The sequence below is a fragment of the Comamonas odontotermitis genome, assembly GCF_040396735.1.
Classification (GTDB): Bacteria; Pseudomonadota; Gammaproteobacteria; order Burkholderiales; family Burkholderiaceae_C; genus Comamonas; species Comamonas odontotermitis_C.
This window is the reverse complement of sequence record NZ_JBEBNZ010000010.1, coordinates 88,732-107,054: the sequence shown is the minus strand read 5'-3', so window position 1 is coordinate 107,054 and position 18,323 is coordinate 88,732. Positions and strand designations below refer to the sequence as shown.

Here is an 18,323-nt window from a genome sequence, read left to right as displayed (position 1 = left end):
GCCGATTCGCTGCACGCGAGGGTGCATGGCCTCGCGTTATCGGGCGTGTCAGCGCCATGTCGTCGCGCATGCAGTGCGGTTGCATTCGCACCGCATTTCGCGCTGTCTCCGGCGCAGCCGTCCAACGTGCAGGCGTCTTGCCTCGAACACGACTGGCCTGCAGCCATCGCCGTGTTCGCCGGGGCGCTGGCTGCCCGCGCAGCAGCGCTACCGGGCCGCAGTTGCCGGGAGCGAGAACCGGGGGGACTAGGGGAGGCAAATGCGGAAGGCAAGACAAAAGGGGGCGGCCCCTGTCGGCCCGCAAAGCCAGTCTGCACGTGGGGGGGGCGCGGCACGGCGCGGCTTCGCCACCGTGCCGCTGGGGGCGCGAGGCCCACGCCGATACAGGCATGTCCGCGTGCTTTGCACGGCCGGACACGCTGGAGCTTTCAGGGAGAGCCGTCATGACCAATCGCCGTGATGACGATTTCCGCATCCGTCCCAGCGCCCCGAAGAGCCGGGGCAAGAGCCAGGGTCAGAGCTTCGTCTCCCAGGTGCTCAAGCAGGCGGGCAAAGCCAGTAGCGGAAAGTCTTCGGTGCGCCGCCCGCCATTGGCTGGTGGCAGCAAGACCACCGGCCAGCGACCCGGCTCGCGTCTTGGGCGTGGGCATACGGCGGCGCGCTTCTCGGGGGCGAAGCTCACGCCCATGTCGCGGCGCGTGACCATCAAGACCTTGCTGGTGAACCAGCAGCGGGCCAGCCCACAGTCGCTCGCCAAGCACCTGCGCTACATCGAGCGCGACGGCGTGGGCCGGGGCGGCGAGCCGGGCCGGGCTTACGGGCCTCAGACCGACGAGGCCGACCTCGATGCCTTCAAGGAACGCTGCGCCGACGACCGGCACCACTTCCGCTTCATCGTCTCGCCCGAGGATGGCGCCGAGCTGGAAGACTTGCGCACCTACACCCGGCACCTGATGGGCTGCATGGAAGCCGACCTGGGCACGCGGCTGGAATGGGTGGCCGTCGATCACTGGAACACCGACAACCCGCACACCCACCTGATCGTGCGCGGGCGCGACGACACCGGCAAAGACCTCATCATCGCGGGCGACTACATCGCCGATGGCTTCCGGCATCGTGCCGCCGAGCTGGCGACCGAATGGTTGGGGCCGCGCACGGAGCTGGAGATCCAGCAGACCTTGCGGCGCGAGGTGGAGCAAGAGCGGTGGACGAGTCTCGATCGCACCCTGAAGCGCGAGTTTGACGAGGACGGCCAAGTGCAGATCGAACGCTTCAACGAACCGCGGCTACAACGCCAGCGCCTGCTGCTGATCGGCCGCCTGCAACACCTGCAGCGGCTGGGCCTGGCCGGTGAAGTGCAGCCCGGCACCTGGGCCGTCCATGCCGATGCGGAGAAGACCCTGCGCGCCCTGTGCGAGCGCGGCGACATCATCCGCACCATGCAGCGGGCCATGAGTGGTGAACCACGCGAGTTGTCCGTGTTCGAGCCGGGTGACGACGGCCGAACCATCCTCGGCCGCGTGGCCGCGAAAGGGCTGGCCGACGAACTGCGCGACCGGGGCTATCTGGTCATCGACGGCGTGGACGGCAAAGCCCATTACGTCGCGCTGAATGCCCGTGATGGACTGGCGAACTACCCGACCGGCGCCGTTGTGGAAGTGAAGGGGGCGGCCGACGTGCGCGCGACCGACAAGAACATCGCCGCACTGGCGAGCGGTGGCGTGTACCGCACCGACCATCATCTCGCCATTGCGCAGGGACAGGCCGCGCCCGGCCGCGATCCGCAGGAGGTCGTCGCAACCCACATCCGCCGGCTGGAAGCCTTGCGCCGGGCAGGCATTGTGGAACGTGTAGCCGAGGGTCTATGGAAGTTGCCGGACGACTTGACCGAGCGTGGCCGCCAGTACGACGCGCAGCGCCTGGGCGGTGTTGCCGTGGAGCTGAAATCGCACCTGCCCATCGAGCGGCAGGCCCGCGCGATCGGGGCCACTTGGCTCGACCAGCAACTAATCGGCGGCGGCAGGGGGCTGGGCGATTTGGGCTTTGGCAGCGAAGCCAAGCAGGCGATGCAGCAGCGCGCCGATTTCCTTGCCGAACAGGGATTGGCCGAGCGGCATGGGCAGCGTGTGATCTTGGCGCGCAACCTGCTGGGTACGCTGCGCAACCGGGAACTGGTGCAGGCCGCCAAAGACATCGCTGAGGAAACTGGCTTGGAGCACCGCCTGACGGTGGACGGGCAGCGCGTGGCGGGCATCTATCGGCGCAGCGTGATGCTCGCCAGTGGGCGCTACGCGATGCTCGACGACGGCATAGGATTCAGCCTGGTGCCGTGGAGGCCGGTCATTGAGCAACGACTGGGCCAGCAAATCGCGGCGACGGTGCGCGGCGGCGGATTGTCGTGGGAAATCGGTCGGCAACGGGGACCGTCTATCGGTTAACCAGGCTGCCGCCTGCACTACAACTTGGAAAGCGTCTTCTACGGAAGCGAGCTCGTAACGCTGGTATAAGTCCGGTGTGGTCACGGGATCACCTTCAGAACTTGAGCACTCCGCCTGCTGCAGCACGGATGCGCTCGGCCGAGCGCTTCGCGCGGCTCACGACACTGCTCATGTCATAGGCTGTCAGACGCCCGTTCCGCTTGAGTATGCGACCATCGACGATCACCGTATCGACGTTGGCTGCGGTTCCGCTCTGCACGATCGCTGTCTCGATATTGCCAACCGGCGCCATGTTTACGTCGTTGGCGCGCACCAGGATCATGTCGGCACGCTTGCCTTCGGTGATAGACCCGACCTCGTCGGCAAGGCCTAGCGATATGGCTCCGTTGATGGTGGCCATCTCGATCACCTCTTGCACGCTCACAGGTCCTGCGCCCGCGCTCGGAGTGCCGGCCCAGGGCACGCCGAGGTTCCAGGTGAAGCGCATGGCCTCGAACATGTCCGGCGGCGCGATAGAGGTGGCGTCGCTCGACAACGAGAGCGTAAGCCCTGCCTCGCGCACCGCGAACAGCGCGGCGCGAGCGTCGCCGGTGCTGCTGAGCCGCAGTTCCGAATGCGTGGCGAAAGTCAACGGCGTCCGGGTGCGTGCCATGGCTGCCAGATCGGCCCGGGTGGCGGGCACGTAGTGGGCGATCATAAAGTCCGGACCTAGGTAACCGCGCCGCTCGTAGTCGACCGCGTCGACGTTGTTGGGCGCCTCCTGCGGCGCGTGGATCGCCACCGGCAGGCCACTCGCCTTGGCGAACTTCATTTCCTCGTGAAACACCGCATCGGTGCTTTGCTGAGGGCCACGCAGATTGAGCCCCAGATGCATTAGGCCCTCGAAGGCCGCACGTTCGCCGAACCACTGGCGCTGCACGCGTGCCAGATCCTCGTAGCGATTAACCTCGTCAGCCGGCATCTTGTCGACATGGCCGTAGGCATATCGGCCGCGCAGCATCGCGTGCTGGTGCGCCCGCAGTTCGGCATCGGCATGGGCCGGCGAACGCGTGTTGTGCGACCAGTTGTGCACGGTGGTGGTGCCGCCGTTGATCAGCTCGGCGCAGCCCAGCAGCACACTGTTGTAGAAGTCCTCAGGCGCGTACAGCTCCGAAGTCGCATTCTTCGCCGGGTAGTAGGAGAAGCCGCCTGCGCGCGCAGTGAAGCTGCGGCCGATGGCGCTCCACATGTGATAGTGCGAATTGACGAAGCCCGGCATGACGATCATATCGCTTGCGTCGATGACCTCGGCGCCCGGCGCGCGCAAGCCCCGCCCGATCCTCTCGATTACCCCGTCGCGCACCCACACGTCGGCGCGCGGCAACACGCCCAGCGCGCGGTCGACTGTGATGACCGCGCCGTTGCGGATCAGGTAGTTACCGCGGCGCGCGGCGGATGCGGTGCGCGCCGCCGCCGCGCCAACGAAGGATGGCGCGGCGGCGGCGGCCACCACGGTGCCGACCAGGCGGGTGAAATCTCTTCTGGTAGTTTTCATGTGCAAGACCAAGGATGCAAGTGATGAAAATAAAAAGACGATGGCGAAGAAGACCCGCTCAGCGGGCGTTGTAAAGAAAGGCAGCGGTCATCGCCAGCCCCGTGAGCACCACGAAGCCACGTACCACCGCAGGCCGCAGTCGTAGCGCGACCCTACCCCCGACATAGCCGCCGACCGTGGCGCCCAGCGCCATCCACAGCGCATGCGACCAGACGATGGCGCCGCTGGCCGCGTAGAGCACGACGGCGATCAGCGTGAGAATCGCCGAGACGAAATTCTTGATGCCGTTCATGCGGCCCATGTCTGTGTGGCCCAGCGCGCCGAGCATCGCAAGCAGCAGGATGCCCAGGCCACCGTTGAAATAACCGCCGTAGACTGCGACGACCACGATGCCAAGATCGGCAACCCATGTGCCGCGCGGCTCCGCGCTGGCGGACCGGCGGCGCACCAGCCTCGGCCCGATCGCGAACAGCAAGGTCGCAGCCAGCAGCAGCCAGGGGACGATGTGGGCAAATGCCTGGTTCGAGGTCGACAATAGCAGGGCCGCGCCGGCCGCACCGCCCAGCACCGACAGCCCGCCCAGCCGCAGCAGCGAAGGCGACATCGGCCCTGACAGCTGGCGGCGTAAGGCCCAAGCGCCGGCTAGGTAGCCCGGCAGCAGCGCGGCTGTGCCCGTGGCATTGGCCGACACCAGCGGCACGCCGACCAGCGCCAACGCGGGCAAGGTCAGGAAGCTTCCGCCGCCCGCCACCGCGTTGAGCGCGCCGGCCAAGGCCGAAGCGCCACCGAGCAGCGCCCATTCAATCAGCATCACGATGCCTTGCGCGCCCGCAGCGCCATGCGGTCGGTTTGCAGCAGCAGCGTGAGCAAGATGCCCACGCCGGCCAGCAAAGTGACCTGCGCGAGGCCGGCCACGCTCCAGCCAAAGCGTGTGGCGATGCCACCGATGAAGAAGCCCGCACCCGCACCCGCACCATACAGCGTGGTCACGAACACGCCGGTGGCACGGTTGGTCAACGCGGCCCGGACTGCCTTGATGTGGTAGCCCGCCAGATTCACATAGAGCACGCCGCTGACCACGAAGCCCCATGCGAACGACAGCGCGGACTGCATGCCGATGCCAGTCGGCCCCGAGAATAGCAGGAAGCCCAGCAGGCCCGTGCCCGCGAAGCTCAGGGACAACACGATCTTGGGATGGAAGCGGTCTCCGAGCCAGCCGCCGAAGATCGAGGCGAACACACCCAGACCGAAGATGCTCATGACGCGGCCGGTATCGGCCGGTGTGTAGTGCAGGTGCTCACGCAGGAAGGTCGGGTACATGCCCAGGTAGCCGTAGATGCAGAGCCCGCCGATGATGCTCATACCGGTCAGCAGCGCCGTGTTGCGGTTCCACATGGTCGTGGCGCCGCGTTCGTCACTGCGAGTGCCTGCGACCGCCATCTTCTCAGTCATGCGCTTGTTTACGCTGACCGCGATCAACACCATGGCCGCAAAACCCGCAAGGCCGAACGCTATGAGTGGCAGCCGCCAGTCGCGCTCGACGCCGATCAGGTGGCCGCCCAGCAGCGGTCCCACGATTGCGCCGATGCCGAAGGAAAAGTTGATCGAGCCCACGGCCGTGGCCCGGAAGCGCGCGAAGTAGCTGGCGGCGATTGCGATCACCACCGTCAGTTGCATCGCCTCACCGATGCCGGTGGCAGCGCGGTAGAGAATCATGTCAGCATAACCATAGGAATAGGCGGTCAGCAGCGTGCCGGCCGAGAAGATCGCAATGCCGATCTGGAGCACCGCCTTGCGCGACAGCCGAGCCAGCAGGTAGCCCGTGGGCACCCCAGCCACGGCCATGCCCAGCGTGAAGATGGTCGATAGCAGGCCGGTATCGGCCAAGCCGAAGCCAAATTCCCGACGCACGTCCGCCGCGATCAGCGGAAAGATCTGCCGGTCCATCGCGTTGAGCGCGTACGACGCGAGCAGCACCAGAAACATGCCGATTTCGAGTGCGGTGATGGGCGTCTCGCGGTGCGCATCGCCGGCCGAGGAAATAGCCGAGGTTGAGGTATGCACGATTTGTCTCCTTCTCGCCGTGCGAGAAATCTGTCTGTTGTTCGTTCTTCTGAAGAAAATCGCCGGCGGTGAGCGCCGGCGAAGATTCAGGCAGCGTTGCGCGCCGCGCTGTACCAGTCGAGTATCTGCTCGCCGGTGAAGAAGCCCACGTCTTCGTGCGCTTGGATGTGGGCCAGTGCCTCGCGGAAATAGCGTAGGCGGTGCGGCGCGCCCATGATGTACGGGTGCACTACCAGCGCCATTACGCGTGCCGAATCCTTGGCGTCGGTGTACAGTTGTTCGAACTGGTCGATGGCGCGGTCACGATATTCACTGGCCTTGTGGTGCTGGATCAGCATCATCGCCACGTCGTTGCACTCCTGTGTATAGGGCACGTTGACGATGGAGCCGCCGTTGCGCGTCTTCAATGGCACCGGTTGATCGTCGAGCACCCAGTCACAGACGTATTCATAGCCCTGCTCGGCCAGAATGTCGGGTGTGTGCCAGGTTTCGGTCAGGCCCGGGCCGAGCCAGCCGCGCGGGCGCTTGCCGGTGTAGGCGTGGATTGCTTCGGTGGTCTTGGCGATATCCTCGACCTCGTCGGGCACTTTCTGCATGTTGCGCTGCCCGAAGCCGTGGCCGATGAACTCCCACTGGCGCTCCTTCGCCGCCCGGGCGATGGGTTCGTAGGCCGCGATGGCCGAGCCGTTGATGGCCAGCGTGGCGGCTATGTCCAACTGATCGATCACCTCCAGCATGCGCCAAAAGCCGACGCGGTTGCCGTACTCGTGCCAGGCCCAGTTCGGGATATCGGGCATAGGCGAGCCGCCCGCGGGTGGCGTGAGCACGGTGCGGGGCATGGTCTCGTCGATGTTCCATTCCTCAACATTGACGATGATCCAGACGGCCAAACGCTTGCCGGCGGGCAGCTTGAGTGCGGGTCGCTCGGAAATCGCCGAGTACGAGATACGTTCGAGTGGTTTCATGGTTTCTTTGGTCCTGCTTTCGATGTGTTAGTGGGGCTCAGACGATCTCGACTTGCAGGGGCGCGAGCCCCTCGATGCGACCAACGAGATGGTCGCCGCGTTGCACCGGACCCACGCCTTCCGGCGTACCGGTGTAGATCAGGTCACCAGGAAACAGCCGGTACTGTTTGGACAGTTCGCTGACGATCTCATGCACATTCCAAATCATCTTCTCGAGCACCGAATCCTGGCGCGCCGCGCCATTGACAGCCAGGCTCAGCGCGCCCGACCGGATGTGGCCGACCTGCGCCACTGGGTGGATTGGGCCGCAAGGTGCCGAATGGTCGAAGGACTTGCCCTGCTCCCAGGGCAGTCCGCGCTTGTTGCATTCGCGCTGACGGTCGCGTCGCGTCATGTCGAGTCCAGCCGCATAGCCGAAAACGTGGTCCAGCGAATTCTCAGGCGACACATCCTCGGCCTCACTGCCGATGGCAACGACCAGCTCAAATTCGAACTGGAAGTCATCCGTGAGCGCGGGATAGGGCACGCGGCCATCGGTCACGACCGAGTCGGTGGGCTTCTGGAAAAAGAATGGCGGATCGCGCTCGTCGCCCTCCTTCATCTCGCGGATGTGGGCCAGGTAGTTGCGACCCACGCAGTAGACGCGTCGCACGGGAAAGCGCTGGTCACTGCCCACGATTTCGATGGATATGGGTTGGACTTGGAGGGTTTCAAGCGACTTTAAAACGTTGGAAGGCATGAGGTATGTCTCTATTGAGCGTTGTGGAGGGAGTGGCTACAGTCTAGAAATCTGTACCTGGAGCCTCAATGCACAGGCTTGCGAAAAAATATGCAATCCTTGCGATCTTCGATCCTGCTGCCCATGCCTACTCCGCCTTATTCCCCCGATCTGCCGGCCCCACTCACCGGCGCCGCACGTGCAGCCATCAGCAACTACACGATGGCAACGCGCGCGCAGCATGCCTACTTTGGCATCCACGATCAGAGCGATAGCTTGCCGAACCCCGTTCCGCACAGGCATGAGTACTTCCAGATCTACGTCAGCATTCGCGGCGAGACCACCCATTACATCGGAGGTAGCCAGCGTCCAATCGGTCCTGGCACGGTGAGCTTCGTGCAACCTTTCATGGTTCACTACATTCCCAACGCCCCGGACGGCATCTTTCACATCATCAATATCAGCAAGGACTACTTGCTGCCATCACTCGACCACGACGTTCTCGAACTTGCCGAGGTCCCGCTTATACGCGCCCCTGAATTGGCACCATTTCGCTTTCAGCACTGCCTAGATTTCCGGTTTGACGACATCGAAACGCGGCAATTGCAAGAACTATGTATCCACATGGCTCGGGAAGCAAAGCGGAATCCAGGCGAAGATCCAGCCAGCCAGTTGCTTGTACGCAGCTACTTGCTCCAATTGTTGGGAATGGTGTGGCGTAGATATCATGATCAGTTCAGAGAACTTGATGCTCGGGGCACAGGGGTGCAGACTCACAAACAGGCGGTCGTGCGTTGCGTCCGCTTCATCACCCGCCACCTTGCACACGAGCTGACTTTGAACGAAGCGGCGCAGGCCAGTTGTGTCTCGGCTACACATCTGGCGCATCTGCTCAAAAGCGAAACCGGAAGGACCTTTCTGGAACTCGTGACTGAGCGACGGATGGAGCGAGCCAAGACATTGCTGGCATTTACCTCCGAATCTGCGGCGAGCATAGGCGAGAGCATCGGGTTCAGTGATCCGACACATTTCGCGCGTCGCTTTCGCCAAATTGAAGGGCTGACTCCGTCAGCCTATCGACTTCGTGTTCAACGTAAAGAACGAAGTACTCTGCAATAGGCTTCGACCCGCCTATCATCCAGCGTGAGCTGGTGTGTTTACCTTGAATTCATCTGGGTATCAAAATTTGCCTCCCGAAGATGACTGCCAACGTGATCAACATTGAAATCATCGCGGCAACCCCCAACGCAGCATGTGCTGTCAAGTGCTCGATTGCATTTACCAATACCGCGCAGAATCCGGCAAGGCTTGTCGTCCCAAGTAGAGCGGAATGGAGCATGGCGACGACGCTCACTACGCCAATCCTCTGGTGAACTGTCACTGCTACGACGGTGTAGCCGATTGGGAAAGCGAGAAGTACTCCTGCTACTGTCGCCCCCAGTTGATGGCTTGCACTCGTCACAACGGCAACCAATGTGCCGGCAAGAATTCCCCGCGCGGCGAGTAGGCCAAGTCCCACGCGCCCCCTTGTTGAGACCTCAGGCATGAGGAACCGTCGGCCTATAGCCCAACAAATCCCAGTCACCACAATGAACATGAAGACGCCGGGTATTGGCTGTGTTGGCAAAAGCTGGAGCAAGAGCGCAGCCAACAGCCAAGCGCCCATAGCGCATGCCAAACACACCCACGGCGGATTCCGTCCTGCCATGACGATGTAGGACAGTAGGAAGAGTTGCGTTGCACACAACGATAGCAATGCACTTGATGCGGTCTGCGCGACAAACGAGGCGGGGGCCTGCATAGCCAGGAAATAGAACCCTGGACCGAGAATGACCGGAAGCCCCGCCAACGCTCCACCGACGATCGGACCGAAGGCACTTACTGCCCAGGAAACGGCCATCACGACAAATGCCGTAGCGAGCATTCTTGAGGTCAGTGCTTCCATGGGGATGTCGAAGAGAAAAGTGTTCAGCATCGTTGTGCCTTGTATCCAGGAGGTCGCGAGCGGGCGATGCGACGCGACGCTTTTCTGCCCCGATGTGAGCCGTGAGTGTTTCCATGCACCAGCGTCTTCTACAGTTCGACGATGAACGATCCGATTGTTCTTGACGCGCTAGAAATAGCATCGTACACTATCTGGAACGATCATTCCATATTATTGAATTGCCATGCGGACCAAGGAATTCGAGCCCGACGAGATTGCCGACGCCGCCATGCAGGTGTTCTGGCAGCGTGGCTATGCGGCAACCTCGGTGCAGGATCTGGTGCAAGGCACGGGCCTGTCGCGCAGCAGCCTCTATAGCACGTTCGAGAGCAAGCAAGGCTTGTACGAGCAGGCATTGCGGCGCTACTCCGCAGTAACGACTGCCAATGTGGAGCTGCTGTCTGGCCCAGGCCAGCCGCAGGCATTGATCCGACAACTGCTGATGCGCGTGGCCGAAAGCGAACTGGATGACCCGCAGCAACGCGGTTGCCTGGTAGCCAACGCCTCGCTGGAGTTGGCCGCACATGACAAGGCCGTGGCTGAATTGGTGGCGCACAACCTTGAGCGATTGCAAAAGGCGCTGGAAAAGCTGATCCAGCGCGGGCAGCAAACGGGTGAAATTGCCACGACCCAGAGCCCGCGCGCCCTGGCCCGATTCTTCGTCAACACCATGCAGGGTATGCGGGTGCTGGGCAAAGGCAGCCCTGCATCGCAGCGCCGCCGGTGCCTGATGGACGTGATCGACGTGGCACTCGGTACTTTGTAATTTTTCGCCCGAGCCACCGCGCCTTCGCGCGGGCCTCGGGTTTTTGTTCGCCCAATACTGGAACGATCGTTCCTGTTTTCATCCTCAAAGGAGTTCATATGAGCACAGAAAAACTGCCCACCATCGCCGTTCTCGGCGCGGGCCTGATGGGCGCTCCCATTGCGCGCAATCTGCGCAAGTGCGGTTTCGCGGTACGGGCATGGAATCGCACGGCAAGCAAGGCGCTGGCGCTGGCAGCCGATGGTGTCGAAGCGTTCGCCAGCCCCGCAGAAGCGGTGCGAGGGGCAGACGTCATCGTGACCATGCTTAAGGACGGCCCCAGCGTCCATGAGGCCATGCAGGCCGCAGCTACCGGCTTGCGCCAAGGCGCGGTCTGGCTGCAATTGAGCACGGTCGGGATCGAGGCCATCACGATGTTGGCCGCCCAAGCCGAAGCATTGGGCCTGGTGTTCTACGACGCCCCGGTGCAGGGCACGCGCCAGCCAGCAGAACTGGCACAACTGGTCATCCTGGCATCCGGCCCATTGGCGCAGAGAGAGACTGCGCAGCCCGTTTTCGATGCCATCGGCAAGCGCACCTTGTGGGTGTCGGAGCAGCCGGGAGCCAGTAGCCGCCTGAAGCTCGCGCTCAACAACTGGGCGTTTGCGCTCACCCACGGGCTGGCGGAAAGCCTTGCGCTCGCCAAGGGCCTGGGCGTCGATCCGGCGCTGGTGGTGGACGTGGTGACGGGCGGGCCGATGGACAGCGGCTATTTCCAGGCCAAGGCCGCCGCCATCCTGGCAGGCAACTACGCCACCAGCTTTTCCATTGCCAATGCGGCCAAGGATGCGCGGCTGGTGGTGGATGCAGCCGCGCAAACCGGCGTACCGCTGGATGCGGCGCAAGCGGGACTGTCGCGCTTCGAGCGCGCCTTGGCAGCCGGGCACGGCGACAAGGACATGGCGGCGTCTTACCTGGCTTGAACGGCTCGGGAGCAATCACGTATGAACATTCAAAACAACACTGCGGAACATGAGGGCCTGCCGGTCTGGCGGCTACTGGCATTCACGATGGCGGGCTTTCTTGCCATCATGACCGAAACCATGCCTGCCGGCCTGCTGCCGCAGATCGGCCAAGGGCTGGGTATTTCAGAGGCGCTGGCAGGCCAGTTGGTGACGCTGTACGCCCTCGGTTCAGTGATGGCGGCCATCCCGGTCATCGCCGCCACCCGCAGTTGGAACCGGCGCCCGCTGTTCCTGACGGCCATCGGCGGCCTGCTGGTGTTCAACACGATCACGGCCCTGTCATCCCACTATGGACTGATACTGGCCGCACGCTTTGCCGCAGGCATGGCGGCGGGTGTGGTGTGGGGGCTTCTCGCAGGGTACGCGCGGCGCATGGTGCCATCCCATCAGCAGGGCCGCGCCTTGGCATTGGCCGGCGTGGGCCAGCCCATCGCGCTGTGCATTGGCGTGCCACTGGGCACCTGGCTGGGTACGCTGTTCGATTGGCGCGGCGTGTTCTGGATCATGTCGGCACTGGCACTGCTGCTGTTCGCCTGGATACGGCTGGCCGTGCCGGATTTTGCGGGGCAGCCGGCGCAGCAACGCATGACGCTGCGGCGCATCGCCACGATGCCAGGCATCCGTCCCGTGCTGCTGGCGTTGTTCGCCTGGATACTTGCGCACAACATCCTCTACACCTACATAGCGCCTTTCCTGGCCTCTGCCGGGCTGGGGCATCGGGTCGATGCCGTCCTGCTGCTGTTCGGCCTGGCTTCCATCGCCGGTATCTGGATCACCGGCCTGCTGGTGGATCGCTGGCTGCGCGCGCTCACGCTGTTGAGCCTGGCCGTGTTCACCATCGCGGCGCTGGTGCTGGGCCTGTCCGGCGCATCGCCGGTGCTGGTGCTGGCCGGTATTGCGGCGTGGGGCCTGACCTTCGGCGGGGCGCCCACCCTGTTGCAAACCGCCCTGGCGGATACCGCAGGGGATGGGGCTGATGTGGCGCAGTCCATGCTGGTGACGATTTTCAACCTGGCTGTCGCGGGCGGCGGCATCGCGGGGGGCGTGTTGTTGGAGCGATCGGGGCCGGCGTCATTGCCCTGGGCGCTGGCGGCCTTGGCGCTCCTGGGATGGCTCATCGTGTGGTCGGCCAGCGCGCATGGCTTCCGGCCTGGGCATCGCGCTGCGCTGGCCTGAGCGGAGGTATTCATGACGAAGGCAATCCATGAAAGGTACGGCGCTGCTGGGCCTGACGCTCGTCCTGGTCAGCGTGCTGGCGGTGCAATGGCTGGCGCAAAGACCATCGAGAACGCCGGGAAAAGTGTCTGAATGAAAGGTGAGGTATGGAGCTCCGACACCTTCGATGCTTCCTCTCCGTGGCCGAGGAGCTGCACTTCGCTCGTGCGGCCGAGCGGTTGCATATGGAGCAATCCCCTCTGTCCCGAGCCATCAAGGAACTGGAGGAAGATCTCGGGGCGCAGTTGTTCATCCGTACTAGCCGCAGCACGCGGCTCACGCTTGCGGGCCGACTGCTGATGGAGAGCACCCCGCGCGTATTCACGGCCCTGGAGCAAGTCCGAGAAAGCGTGAAGGCCGCAGCCAAAGGTTTTCACGGTCAGCTGCGCATAGCCTTGTCCGATGGCATTACGCCGTCGCGCCTGCCAGCGCTGCTAGCGCGCTGCCGCGAGGAAGACCCAGAGATCGAGATCCGTCTGTTTGAAGTGTCGCTGGCCCAGCAGATCAAGGGCTTGCATGATGACCTGTATGACGCAGGATTCTCGATGGCTGACGAGGTGGGCGATGGCCTCATTGTGGAGCCAGTCTGGAAGGACGAATTGATGGTGGCCGTGCCTGCGCGGCATCCTGTGCTGGCCCATAAACGGGTGCCGTTGGAAGAAGTGCTGCGCTACCCCCTGGTGCTGGGTGATCCAGCGGTCTGCGAAGGACATGCTCGCCAGATCGACCGCATCTTGCGCAGGCAAGAGCGAGAGCCGCTGATCGTGCAGCACGTCGGCACGTTCGACGTGATGATGACGCTAGTTTCGGCTGGCTTGGCGCTGGGGCTCGCAGGCGCCGCGCACATCGCATCCAGTCGAGAGCCGGGCGTAGTGGGCCGCTCGCTTGCAGGCCTCCCGCCCATGCTGACGACCTATTTGCTGCGTCGCGATGCGGAGCCAACTCAGGCACTGGCCCGCTTTATTGAACGGCTGGAGTTACTGGGGCCGGGAAACGCTTAGCTCCGAATTTCACTTCTGGCCCCTATCTTTGGAGGAAGCAGACCATGAGTCCATTCAAGACCGTTGCGTTATCGTCGCTGACGATACTGCTGACTGCCTGCGGCCAGTCGTCAAGCTCCACCGACACGGTGGAATCCCTCGCGGCAAATCCCGAGCGACTCAAGGAGCTGCGCCAGCAGTGCAAGACGGATCGCGCGAAGCTGGGCGACGATCTGTGCAACCGCGTGGCCGAAGCCACGAATAAGCGCTTCTTCGGCGATGGCAGGGTGCCTTACACCCCTCCCAAAGAGCCGCCTAAGTTCTGATCGTCCGCGTTCCACAACGAGTCAGCGATTTTTTCTGATACACCGCACTGCGCCTCTGCACGTGGCGTTTTCCCCTTGTTCTCCCCATCCTGAAACGATGCTTTTTGCGGCATCTACGTCCCGATAACGGTCTTTGACCGGCCTATACGCGCGCCTTGATCCTGATGCACGCGGCACGTTGTTGTGCCGTGATCGGAGGCAGGATCATGCAAGGGACGAACGTGCTGTTCGGTCAGATCGCCGTGGTGTTCGGCATCGTGATCGCCGGCGTGTGGGCAGCCACACAATGGACAGCCGCTGCCCTGGGTTACCAGCTACGCCTGGGCTTGCCGTGGTTCGACTTCCTGGGCACGCCCATCTATCACCCGTGGCGGCTGTTCGAGTGGTGGTTCTTCTTCGACGCCTACGCGCCGCGAGTCTTCGACATCGGCGGCGCGATTGCTGGCGGCAGCGGCCTGGTGGCCGTGTTGGTCGCCATCGGCATGTCCATCTGGCGCTCGCGCCAATCCAAGCTGGTTACCACCTACGGCTCGGCCCGCTGGGCCAGCGCGGACGACATCCACAAGGCGGGGCTTGACCAGTCAGCGGGCGTGTTCCTCGGCCTGCATCGCCAGCAGTACCTGCGCCATGAAGGCCCGGAGCACGTCCTGACCTTCGCGCCCACCCGTTCCGGCAAAGGCGTGGGCCTGGTGGTGCCGACCTTGTTGAGCTGGCCTGCGTCCGCCGTCATCCACGACATCAAGGGCGAGAACTGGAGCATCACCGCCGGCTGGCGCTCGCGCTTCTCGCACTGCCTGCTGTTCAACCCGACCGATGCCAAGTCGGCGGCCTACAACCCGCTGCTGGAGGTGCGGCGCGGCGCGCACGAGGTGCGCGATGTGCAGAACATCGCGGACATCCTGGTCGATCCCGAAGGAGCGCTGGAGCGACGCAACCATTGGGAGAAAACTTCGCACGCGCTGCTGGTTGGGGCCATCCTGCATGTGCTCTACGCGGGCGAAGACAAGACGCTGCGCGGCGTCGCCAACTTCCTTTCCGATCCTGCCTGCCCGTTCGAGCTGACCTTGCACCGGATGATGAGCACGCCGCATCTCGGCGATGACCCACATCCGGTCGTAGCGTCGGCAGCGCGCGAAGTGCTCAACAAGAGCGACAACGAGCGCTCCGGCGTGTTGAGCACCGCCATGTCGTTCCTCGGCCTGTACCGCGATCCCACGGTGGCCGAAGTCACCTCGCGCTGCGACTGGCGCATCGCCGACCTGATCGCGGCCGAACATCCGGTGTCGCTGTATCTGGTAGTACCTCCGTCGGATATCAGCCGCACCAAGCCGCTGATTCGCCTGATCCTGAACCAGATCGGGCGGCGGCTGACGGAATCGCTGGATGGCTCCGATGGCATTGCCCGCCGCCACAAGCTGCTGCTGATGCTCGATGAGTTCCCGGCGCTGGGGCGCCTAGACTTCTTCGAGACGGCGCTGGCCTTCATGGCGGGCTACGGCATCCGCAGCTTCCTGATCGCGCAGTCTCTCAACCAGATCGACAAGGCCTACGGCCAGAACCATTCGATCCTCGACAACTGCCATGTGCGCGTGACGTTCGCCACCAATGACGAACGCACCGCCAAGCGCATATCGGAGACGCTGGGCACCGCGACCGAGTTGCGCGCGCAGCGCAACTACGCGGGCCACCGGCTCGCGCCTTGGCTGGGGCATCTCATGGTGTCGCGCCAGGAAACGGCTAGGCCGTTGCTGACGCCGGGCGAAGTGATGCAGCTTCCGCCCGACGAGGCGGTGGTGATGGTGTCCAGCGTGGCGCCGATCAAGGCCAAGAAGCTGCGCTACTACGCGGACGTCAGCTTCAAGCGGCGCATGTTGCCATCTCCGGTGCTTGCTGCTGGGCGCTATGCCGATGCGCCGCCCTTGCGTCCGGATGACTGGAGTGGACTCGCTATTCCTGCCATGCCCGCGGCACCGGCTACGGCATTCGCCGATGGCCTGGAAAACCTGGGCGCGGCCGACGACGGCGGCCCGCGCCGCCAGCCAGAGCTTTCCGACATCGTCACCTACGACGCCGAGCCGGATCACTTCGCCACTGACCTCGCGCTGCTCGATGACGACGACGCACCGCTTCCCCTTCCACGCCAGTTCGACCCAGCCCTGCAGCGCACGGCCCGGCTGGCATCCCTTGACCCCAACGACGGAATCGACTTATGACCCAGCACCGCCTCAACGTGTTCATCCAGCCTGAGCACAGCAAGCGGCTCGACGAGCTGGCTGCCAAGAAAGGTGTCTCCAAGTCCAGCATCGTCGCCGCTGCCTTGGCATCCTGGCTGTCGCCCGATGCGGGCGACCAGCGTGAGGCTGCCATCGCCAAGCGGCTGGATCGACTGTCCCGTCATGCCGAGCGCCTGGAGCGCGACCAGAACATCCAGATCGAAACATTGGCGCTGTTCATCCGCTACTTCCTCACGGTCAGCACACCGGTTCCCGAAGCGCATCAGGATGCAGCGCGTGCCCAGGGCAAGGCGCGCTTTGAGCAGTTTGTCGAACAACTGGGCCGCCATCTGCTGCGTGGGCGCAGCCTGGTGCGGGACGTGGTGGAGGAATTGCACCCCGACCCCATGCGCATGGAGAAAGCGCAGGGGGCCTTATGAATTCCGCACCGCCAGCTTCATCCACGGCCACCTCGCTCGACCGTCGCATCCAGATGCTGCGCACTGCCATGGGGCCGCTGATCGCCGCCGCACTCGAAGACCCGGACGTGGTGGAAATCATGCTCAATCCTGACCGCACCCTCTGGGTAGATCGGCTGTCCACGGGCCGCGCGCCGATGGGCGTGGAGCTGTCCGAAGCGGACGGTGAACGCATCATCCGCCTCGTCGCGGCCCACGTTGGCGCTGAGGTCCATCGGGGCCAGCCGCTGTTGACAGCCGAGCTGCCCGAGACGGGTGAACGCTTCGAGGGCATCTTGCCGCCCGCTGCACCGGGACCGGCCTTCGCACTGCGCAAGCGCGCCGTGGGCGTGATCCCGCTGTCGCGCTACATCGAGGACGGGATGATGACCGCCGCGCAGGCGGGCCTGCTGGTGCAGGCCGTGCGCGAGCGCCAGAACATCCTGATCGCAGGCGGCACGAGCACGGGCAAGACCACGCTCGCCAATGCCTTGCTCGCTGAGATCGCCGCCACGGGCGATCGGGTGCTGGTACTCGAAGACACGGTGGAACTGCAATGCGCGGCTCGCGACCACGTGCCGCTGCGCACACGCCATGGTGTGGTGTCGATGCAGGAGCTCGTGCGTTCCTCCATGCGCCTGCGCCCGGATCGTGTCGTCGTCGGCGAAGTACGCGGCGCCGAAGCGCTGGATCTCATCAAGGTGTGGGGCACTGGCCATCCGGGCGGCATCGCCACGATCCACGCCGGCTCCGCGCTGGGCGCGCTGCTGCGTCTGGAGCAACTGATTCTCGAAGTGGCGATGAACCCGCCCCGCGCACTGATCGCCGAGGCGGTCCATGTGGTCATCCACATCGCCGGGCGCGGACGCAAGCGCCACATCGAGAGCATCGCCCGCGTCGTTGGCTTCGATGGCGCGGGCTACCAGTTGGAGGACGCGCTGGCGCCCGAGCTTCCTCCCATCGATTTCCTTTCCCCCATCCCACCTGGAGAACTTCCATGACGCACGTTGATGCTTTCCGTATTTCCGCAAATCCGCACCCATTGCCCACACGACGGGGTGGCTTTGTTTGCCCGGCCCTGCAGGGCCTGCTGCTCGCTACGCTGATGCTGCTGCTTGCGGGCACCGCCCAGGCCGCCGGTTCGTCGATGCCCTGGGAAGGGCCACTGCAGTCCATCCTCGAATCCATCCAGGGGCCAGTGGCCCGGATCATCGCAGTCATCGTCATCATTGCCACGGGACTGGCGCTGGCCTTTGGCGATACCTCGGGCGGGCTCCGCAAGCTGATCCAGATCGTCTTTGGCCTGTCTATCGCGTTCGCGGCTTCGAGCTTCTTCCTGTCGTTCTTCAGCTTCTCCGGCGGGGCGGTCGTATGAACGGCCCGCACGATGGAATGCAGGGCTTCGCTCCTGGCTTCGAGGTCCCGCTGCACCGCTCTCTGACCGAGCCGATCTTGTTGGGCGGAGCCCCGCGCACGGTGGCGATTGCCAACGGCACCTTGGCCGCTGCCGTGGGCCTGGGCCTGCAACTGTGGATTCCCGGCGTAGTGCTCTGGATCGTCGGCCATGCGCTGGCGGTCTGGGGCGCGCGTGTCGATCCGCAGTTCATGCAGGTCTTCGCGCGCCACATCAAGCACCGGCCGCTGCTGGACGTATAGGG

18 protein-coding genes are annotated in these 18,323 nt (G+C 64.0%); 12 read left to right on the top strand and 6 right to left on the bottom strand.

What is annotated here, in order from left to right:
• The first annotated feature begins 443 nt into the window (after positions 1–443).
• Positions 444–2,438, top strand: a complete 1,995-nt coding sequence (locus tag ACH2DG_RS11025; RefSeq protein WP_395026111.1) for a relaxase/mobilization nuclease domain-containing protein — start codon at positions 444–446, stop codon at positions 2,436–2,438.
• Positions 2,439–2,532: 94 nt separating this feature from the next.
• Here ACH2DG_RS11025 and ACH2DG_RS11020 read toward each other — a convergent pair whose 3' ends face one another.
• The 5 genes from ACH2DG_RS11020 to ACH2DG_RS11000 form a co-directional block, all read right to left on the bottom strand.
• The gene (locus tag ACH2DG_RS11020) at positions 2,533–3,972 is read right to left on the bottom strand and encodes an amidohydrolase family protein (RefSeq protein ID WP_395026110.1); all 1,440 of its coding nucleotides are present in this window, start codon (positions 3,970–3,972) and stop codon (positions 2,533–2,535) included.
• A gap of 58 nt (positions 3,973–4,030) precedes the next feature.
• Positions 4,031–4,783 carry a sulfite exporter TauE/SafE family protein gene (locus tag ACH2DG_RS11015; protein ID WP_395026109.1) on the bottom strand — a complete coding sequence of 251 codons (753 nt, stop codon included), beginning with the start codon at positions 4,781–4,783 and terminating at the stop codon, positions 4,031–4,033.
• Positions 4,783–6,036, bottom strand: coding sequence for an MFS transporter (locus ACH2DG_RS11010; RefSeq protein ID WP_395026107.1), 1,254 nt, complete (start codon positions 6,034–6,036; stop codon positions 4,783–4,785). Before ACH2DG_RS11010 ends, ACH2DG_RS11015 begins: the two co-directional genes overlap by 1 nt.
• A gap of 86 nt (positions 6,037–6,122) precedes the next feature.
• The gene (locus tag ACH2DG_RS11005; protein WP_395026106.1) at positions 6,123–7,001 is read right to left on the bottom strand and encodes a polysaccharide deacetylase family protein; all 879 of its coding nucleotides are present in this window, start codon (positions 6,999–7,001) and stop codon (positions 6,123–6,125) included.
• A 37-nt stretch (positions 7,002–7,038) separates the two neighbouring features.
• A complete protein-coding gene (locus tag ACH2DG_RS11000; protein ID WP_395026104.1) occupies positions 7,039–7,740 on the bottom strand; it encodes a fumarylacetoacetate hydrolase family protein in 702 nt (233 codons plus the stop codon).
• A 99-nt stretch (positions 7,741–7,839) separates the two neighbouring features.
• Between ACH2DG_RS11000 and ACH2DG_RS10995 the strand changes: the two genes are divergently transcribed.
• Complete coding sequence (locus tag ACH2DG_RS10995) at positions 7,840–8,838, top strand: AraC family transcriptional regulator (RefSeq protein ID WP_395026103.1); 999 nt, start codon at positions 7,840–7,842, stop codon at positions 8,836–8,838.
• Between the two features lie 49 nt (positions 8,839–8,887).
• Here the strand turns inward: ACH2DG_RS10995 and ACH2DG_RS10990 are convergent, their stop codons facing one another.
• A complete protein-coding gene (locus tag ACH2DG_RS10990; RefSeq protein WP_395026102.1) occupies positions 8,888–9,694 on the bottom strand; it encodes a hypothetical protein in 807 nt (268 codons plus the stop codon).
• Positions 9,695–9,887: 193 nt separating this feature from the next.
• On the opposite strand from ACH2DG_RS10990, the gene ACH2DG_RS10985 reads away from it, so the two are divergent.
• The 10 genes from ACH2DG_RS10985 to ACH2DG_RS10940 all read left to right on the top strand — a co-directional run bounded on the left by ACH2DG_RS10985 (position 9,888) and on the right by ACH2DG_RS10940 (position 18,321).
• On the top strand, positions 9,888–10,469 hold the full coding sequence (locus ACH2DG_RS10985) for a TetR/AcrR family transcriptional regulator (protein WP_395026101.1): 582 nt from the start codon (positions 9,888–9,890) through the stop codon (positions 10,467–10,469).
• Positions 10,470–10,567: 98 nt separating this feature from the next.
• Positions 10,568–11,431, top strand: coding sequence for an NAD(P)-dependent oxidoreductase (locus ACH2DG_RS10980; protein WP_395026100.1), 864 nt, complete (start codon positions 10,568–10,570; stop codon positions 11,429–11,431).
• Between the two features lie 21 nt (positions 11,432–11,452).
• Entirely contained in the window at positions 11,453–12,649 is a 1,197-nt protein-coding gene (locus tag ACH2DG_RS10975; protein WP_395026099.1) for an MFS transporter, read from the top strand.
• A gap of 146 nt (positions 12,650–12,795) precedes the next feature.
• Positions 12,796–13,689 (top strand): LysR substrate-binding domain-containing protein, encoded by an 894-nt coding sequence (locus tag ACH2DG_RS10970; protein WP_395026098.1) that lies wholly within the window; start codon positions 12,796–12,798, stop codon positions 13,687–13,689.
• A 44-nt stretch (positions 13,690–13,733) separates the two neighbouring features.
• Entirely contained in the window at positions 13,734–13,994 is a 261-nt protein-coding gene (locus ACH2DG_RS10965; RefSeq protein WP_395026097.1) for an EexN family lipoprotein, read from the top strand.
• Between the two features lie 206 nt (positions 13,995–14,200).
• Entirely contained in the window at positions 14,201–16,207 is a 2,007-nt protein-coding gene (locus tag ACH2DG_RS10960) for a conjugal transfer protein TraG (protein ID WP_395026096.1), read from the top strand.
• On the top strand, positions 16,204–16,647 hold the full coding sequence (locus ACH2DG_RS10955) for a CopG family transcriptional regulator (protein WP_395026095.1): 444 nt from the start codon (positions 16,204–16,206) through the stop codon (positions 16,645–16,647). Before ACH2DG_RS10960 ends, ACH2DG_RS10955 begins: the two co-directional genes overlap by 4 nt.
• A complete protein-coding gene (gene trbB / locus ACH2DG_RS10950) occupies positions 16,644–17,666 on the top strand; it encodes a P-type conjugative transfer ATPase TrbB (RefSeq protein ID WP_395026094.1) in 1,023 nt (340 codons plus the stop codon). The genes ACH2DG_RS10955 and trbB overlap by 4 nt, the downstream gene beginning before the upstream one ends.
• Positions 17,663–18,040, top strand: coding sequence for a TrbC/VirB2 family protein (locus tag ACH2DG_RS10945; RefSeq protein ID WP_395026092.1), 378 nt, complete (start codon positions 17,663–17,665; stop codon positions 18,038–18,040). The genes trbB and ACH2DG_RS10945 overlap by 4 nt, the downstream gene beginning before the upstream one ends.
• Positions 18,037–18,321 carry a VirB3 family type IV secretion system protein gene (locus ACH2DG_RS10940; RefSeq protein ID WP_395026091.1) on the top strand — a complete coding sequence of 95 codons (285 nt, stop codon included), beginning with the start codon at positions 18,037–18,039 and terminating at the stop codon, positions 18,319–18,321. Before ACH2DG_RS10945 ends, ACH2DG_RS10940 begins: the two co-directional genes overlap by 4 nt.
• Positions 18,322–18,323: the final 2 nt, after the last annotated feature.

Bases quoted from the DNA above. Each gene is read 5' to 3' on its own strand.
- ACH2DG_RS10945 (WP_395026092.1), top strand. From the start codon at position 17,663: ATGACGCACGTTGATGCTTTCCGTATTTCCGCAAATCCGCACCCATTG.
- ACH2DG_RS10990 (WP_395026102.1), bottom strand. From the start codon at position 9,694: ATGCTGAACACTTTTCTCTTCGACATCCCCATGGAAGCACTGACCTCA.
- ACH2DG_RS10975 (WP_395026099.1), top strand. From the start codon at position 11,453: ATGAACATTCAAAACAACACTGCGGAACATGAGGGCCTGCCGGTCTGG.
- ACH2DG_RS11000 (WP_395026104.1), bottom strand. From the start codon at position 7,740: ATGCCTTCCAACGTTTTAAAGTCGCTTGAAACCCTCCAAGTCCAACCC.
- ACH2DG_RS10940 (WP_395026091.1), top strand. From the start codon at position 18,037: ATGAACGGCCCGCACGATGGAATGCAGGGCTTCGCTCCTGGCTTCGAG.
- ACH2DG_RS11025 (WP_395026111.1), top strand. From the start codon at position 444: ATGACCAATCGCCGTGATGACGATTTCCGCATCCGTCCCAGCGCCCCG.
- ACH2DG_RS10980 (WP_395026100.1), top strand. From the start codon at position 10,568: ATGAGCACAGAAAAACTGCCCACCATCGCCGTTCTCGGCGCGGGCCTG.
- ACH2DG_RS11020 (WP_395026110.1), bottom strand. From the start codon at position 3,972: ATGAAAACTACCAGAAGAGATTTCACCCGCCTGGTCGGCACCGTGGTG.
- ACH2DG_RS10965 (WP_395026097.1), top strand. From the start codon at position 13,734: ATGAGTCCATTCAAGACCGTTGCGTTATCGTCGCTGACGATACTGCTG.
- trbB (WP_395026094.1), top strand. From the start codon at position 16,644: ATGAATTCCGCACCGCCAGCTTCATCCACGGCCACCTCGCTCGACCGT.
- ACH2DG_RS10960 (WP_395026096.1), top strand. From the start codon at position 14,201: ATGCAAGGGACGAACGTGCTGTTCGGTCAGATCGCCGTGGTGTTCGGC.
- ACH2DG_RS10985 (WP_395026101.1), top strand. From the start codon at position 9,888: ATGCGGACCAAGGAATTCGAGCCCGACGAGATTGCCGACGCCGCCATG.
- ACH2DG_RS10955 (WP_395026095.1), top strand. From the start codon at position 16,204: ATGACCCAGCACCGCCTCAACGTGTTCATCCAGCCTGAGCACAGCAAG.
- ACH2DG_RS10970 (WP_395026098.1), top strand. From the start codon at position 12,796: ATGGAGCTCCGACACCTTCGATGCTTCCTCTCCGTGGCCGAGGAGCTG.
- ACH2DG_RS11005 (WP_395026106.1), bottom strand. From the start codon at position 7,001: ATGAAACCACTCGAACGTATCTCGTACTCGGCGATTTCCGAGCGACCC.
- ACH2DG_RS11015 (WP_395026109.1), bottom strand. From the start codon at position 4,783: ATGCTGATTGAATGGGCGCTGCTCGGTGGCGCTTCGGCCTTGGCCGGC.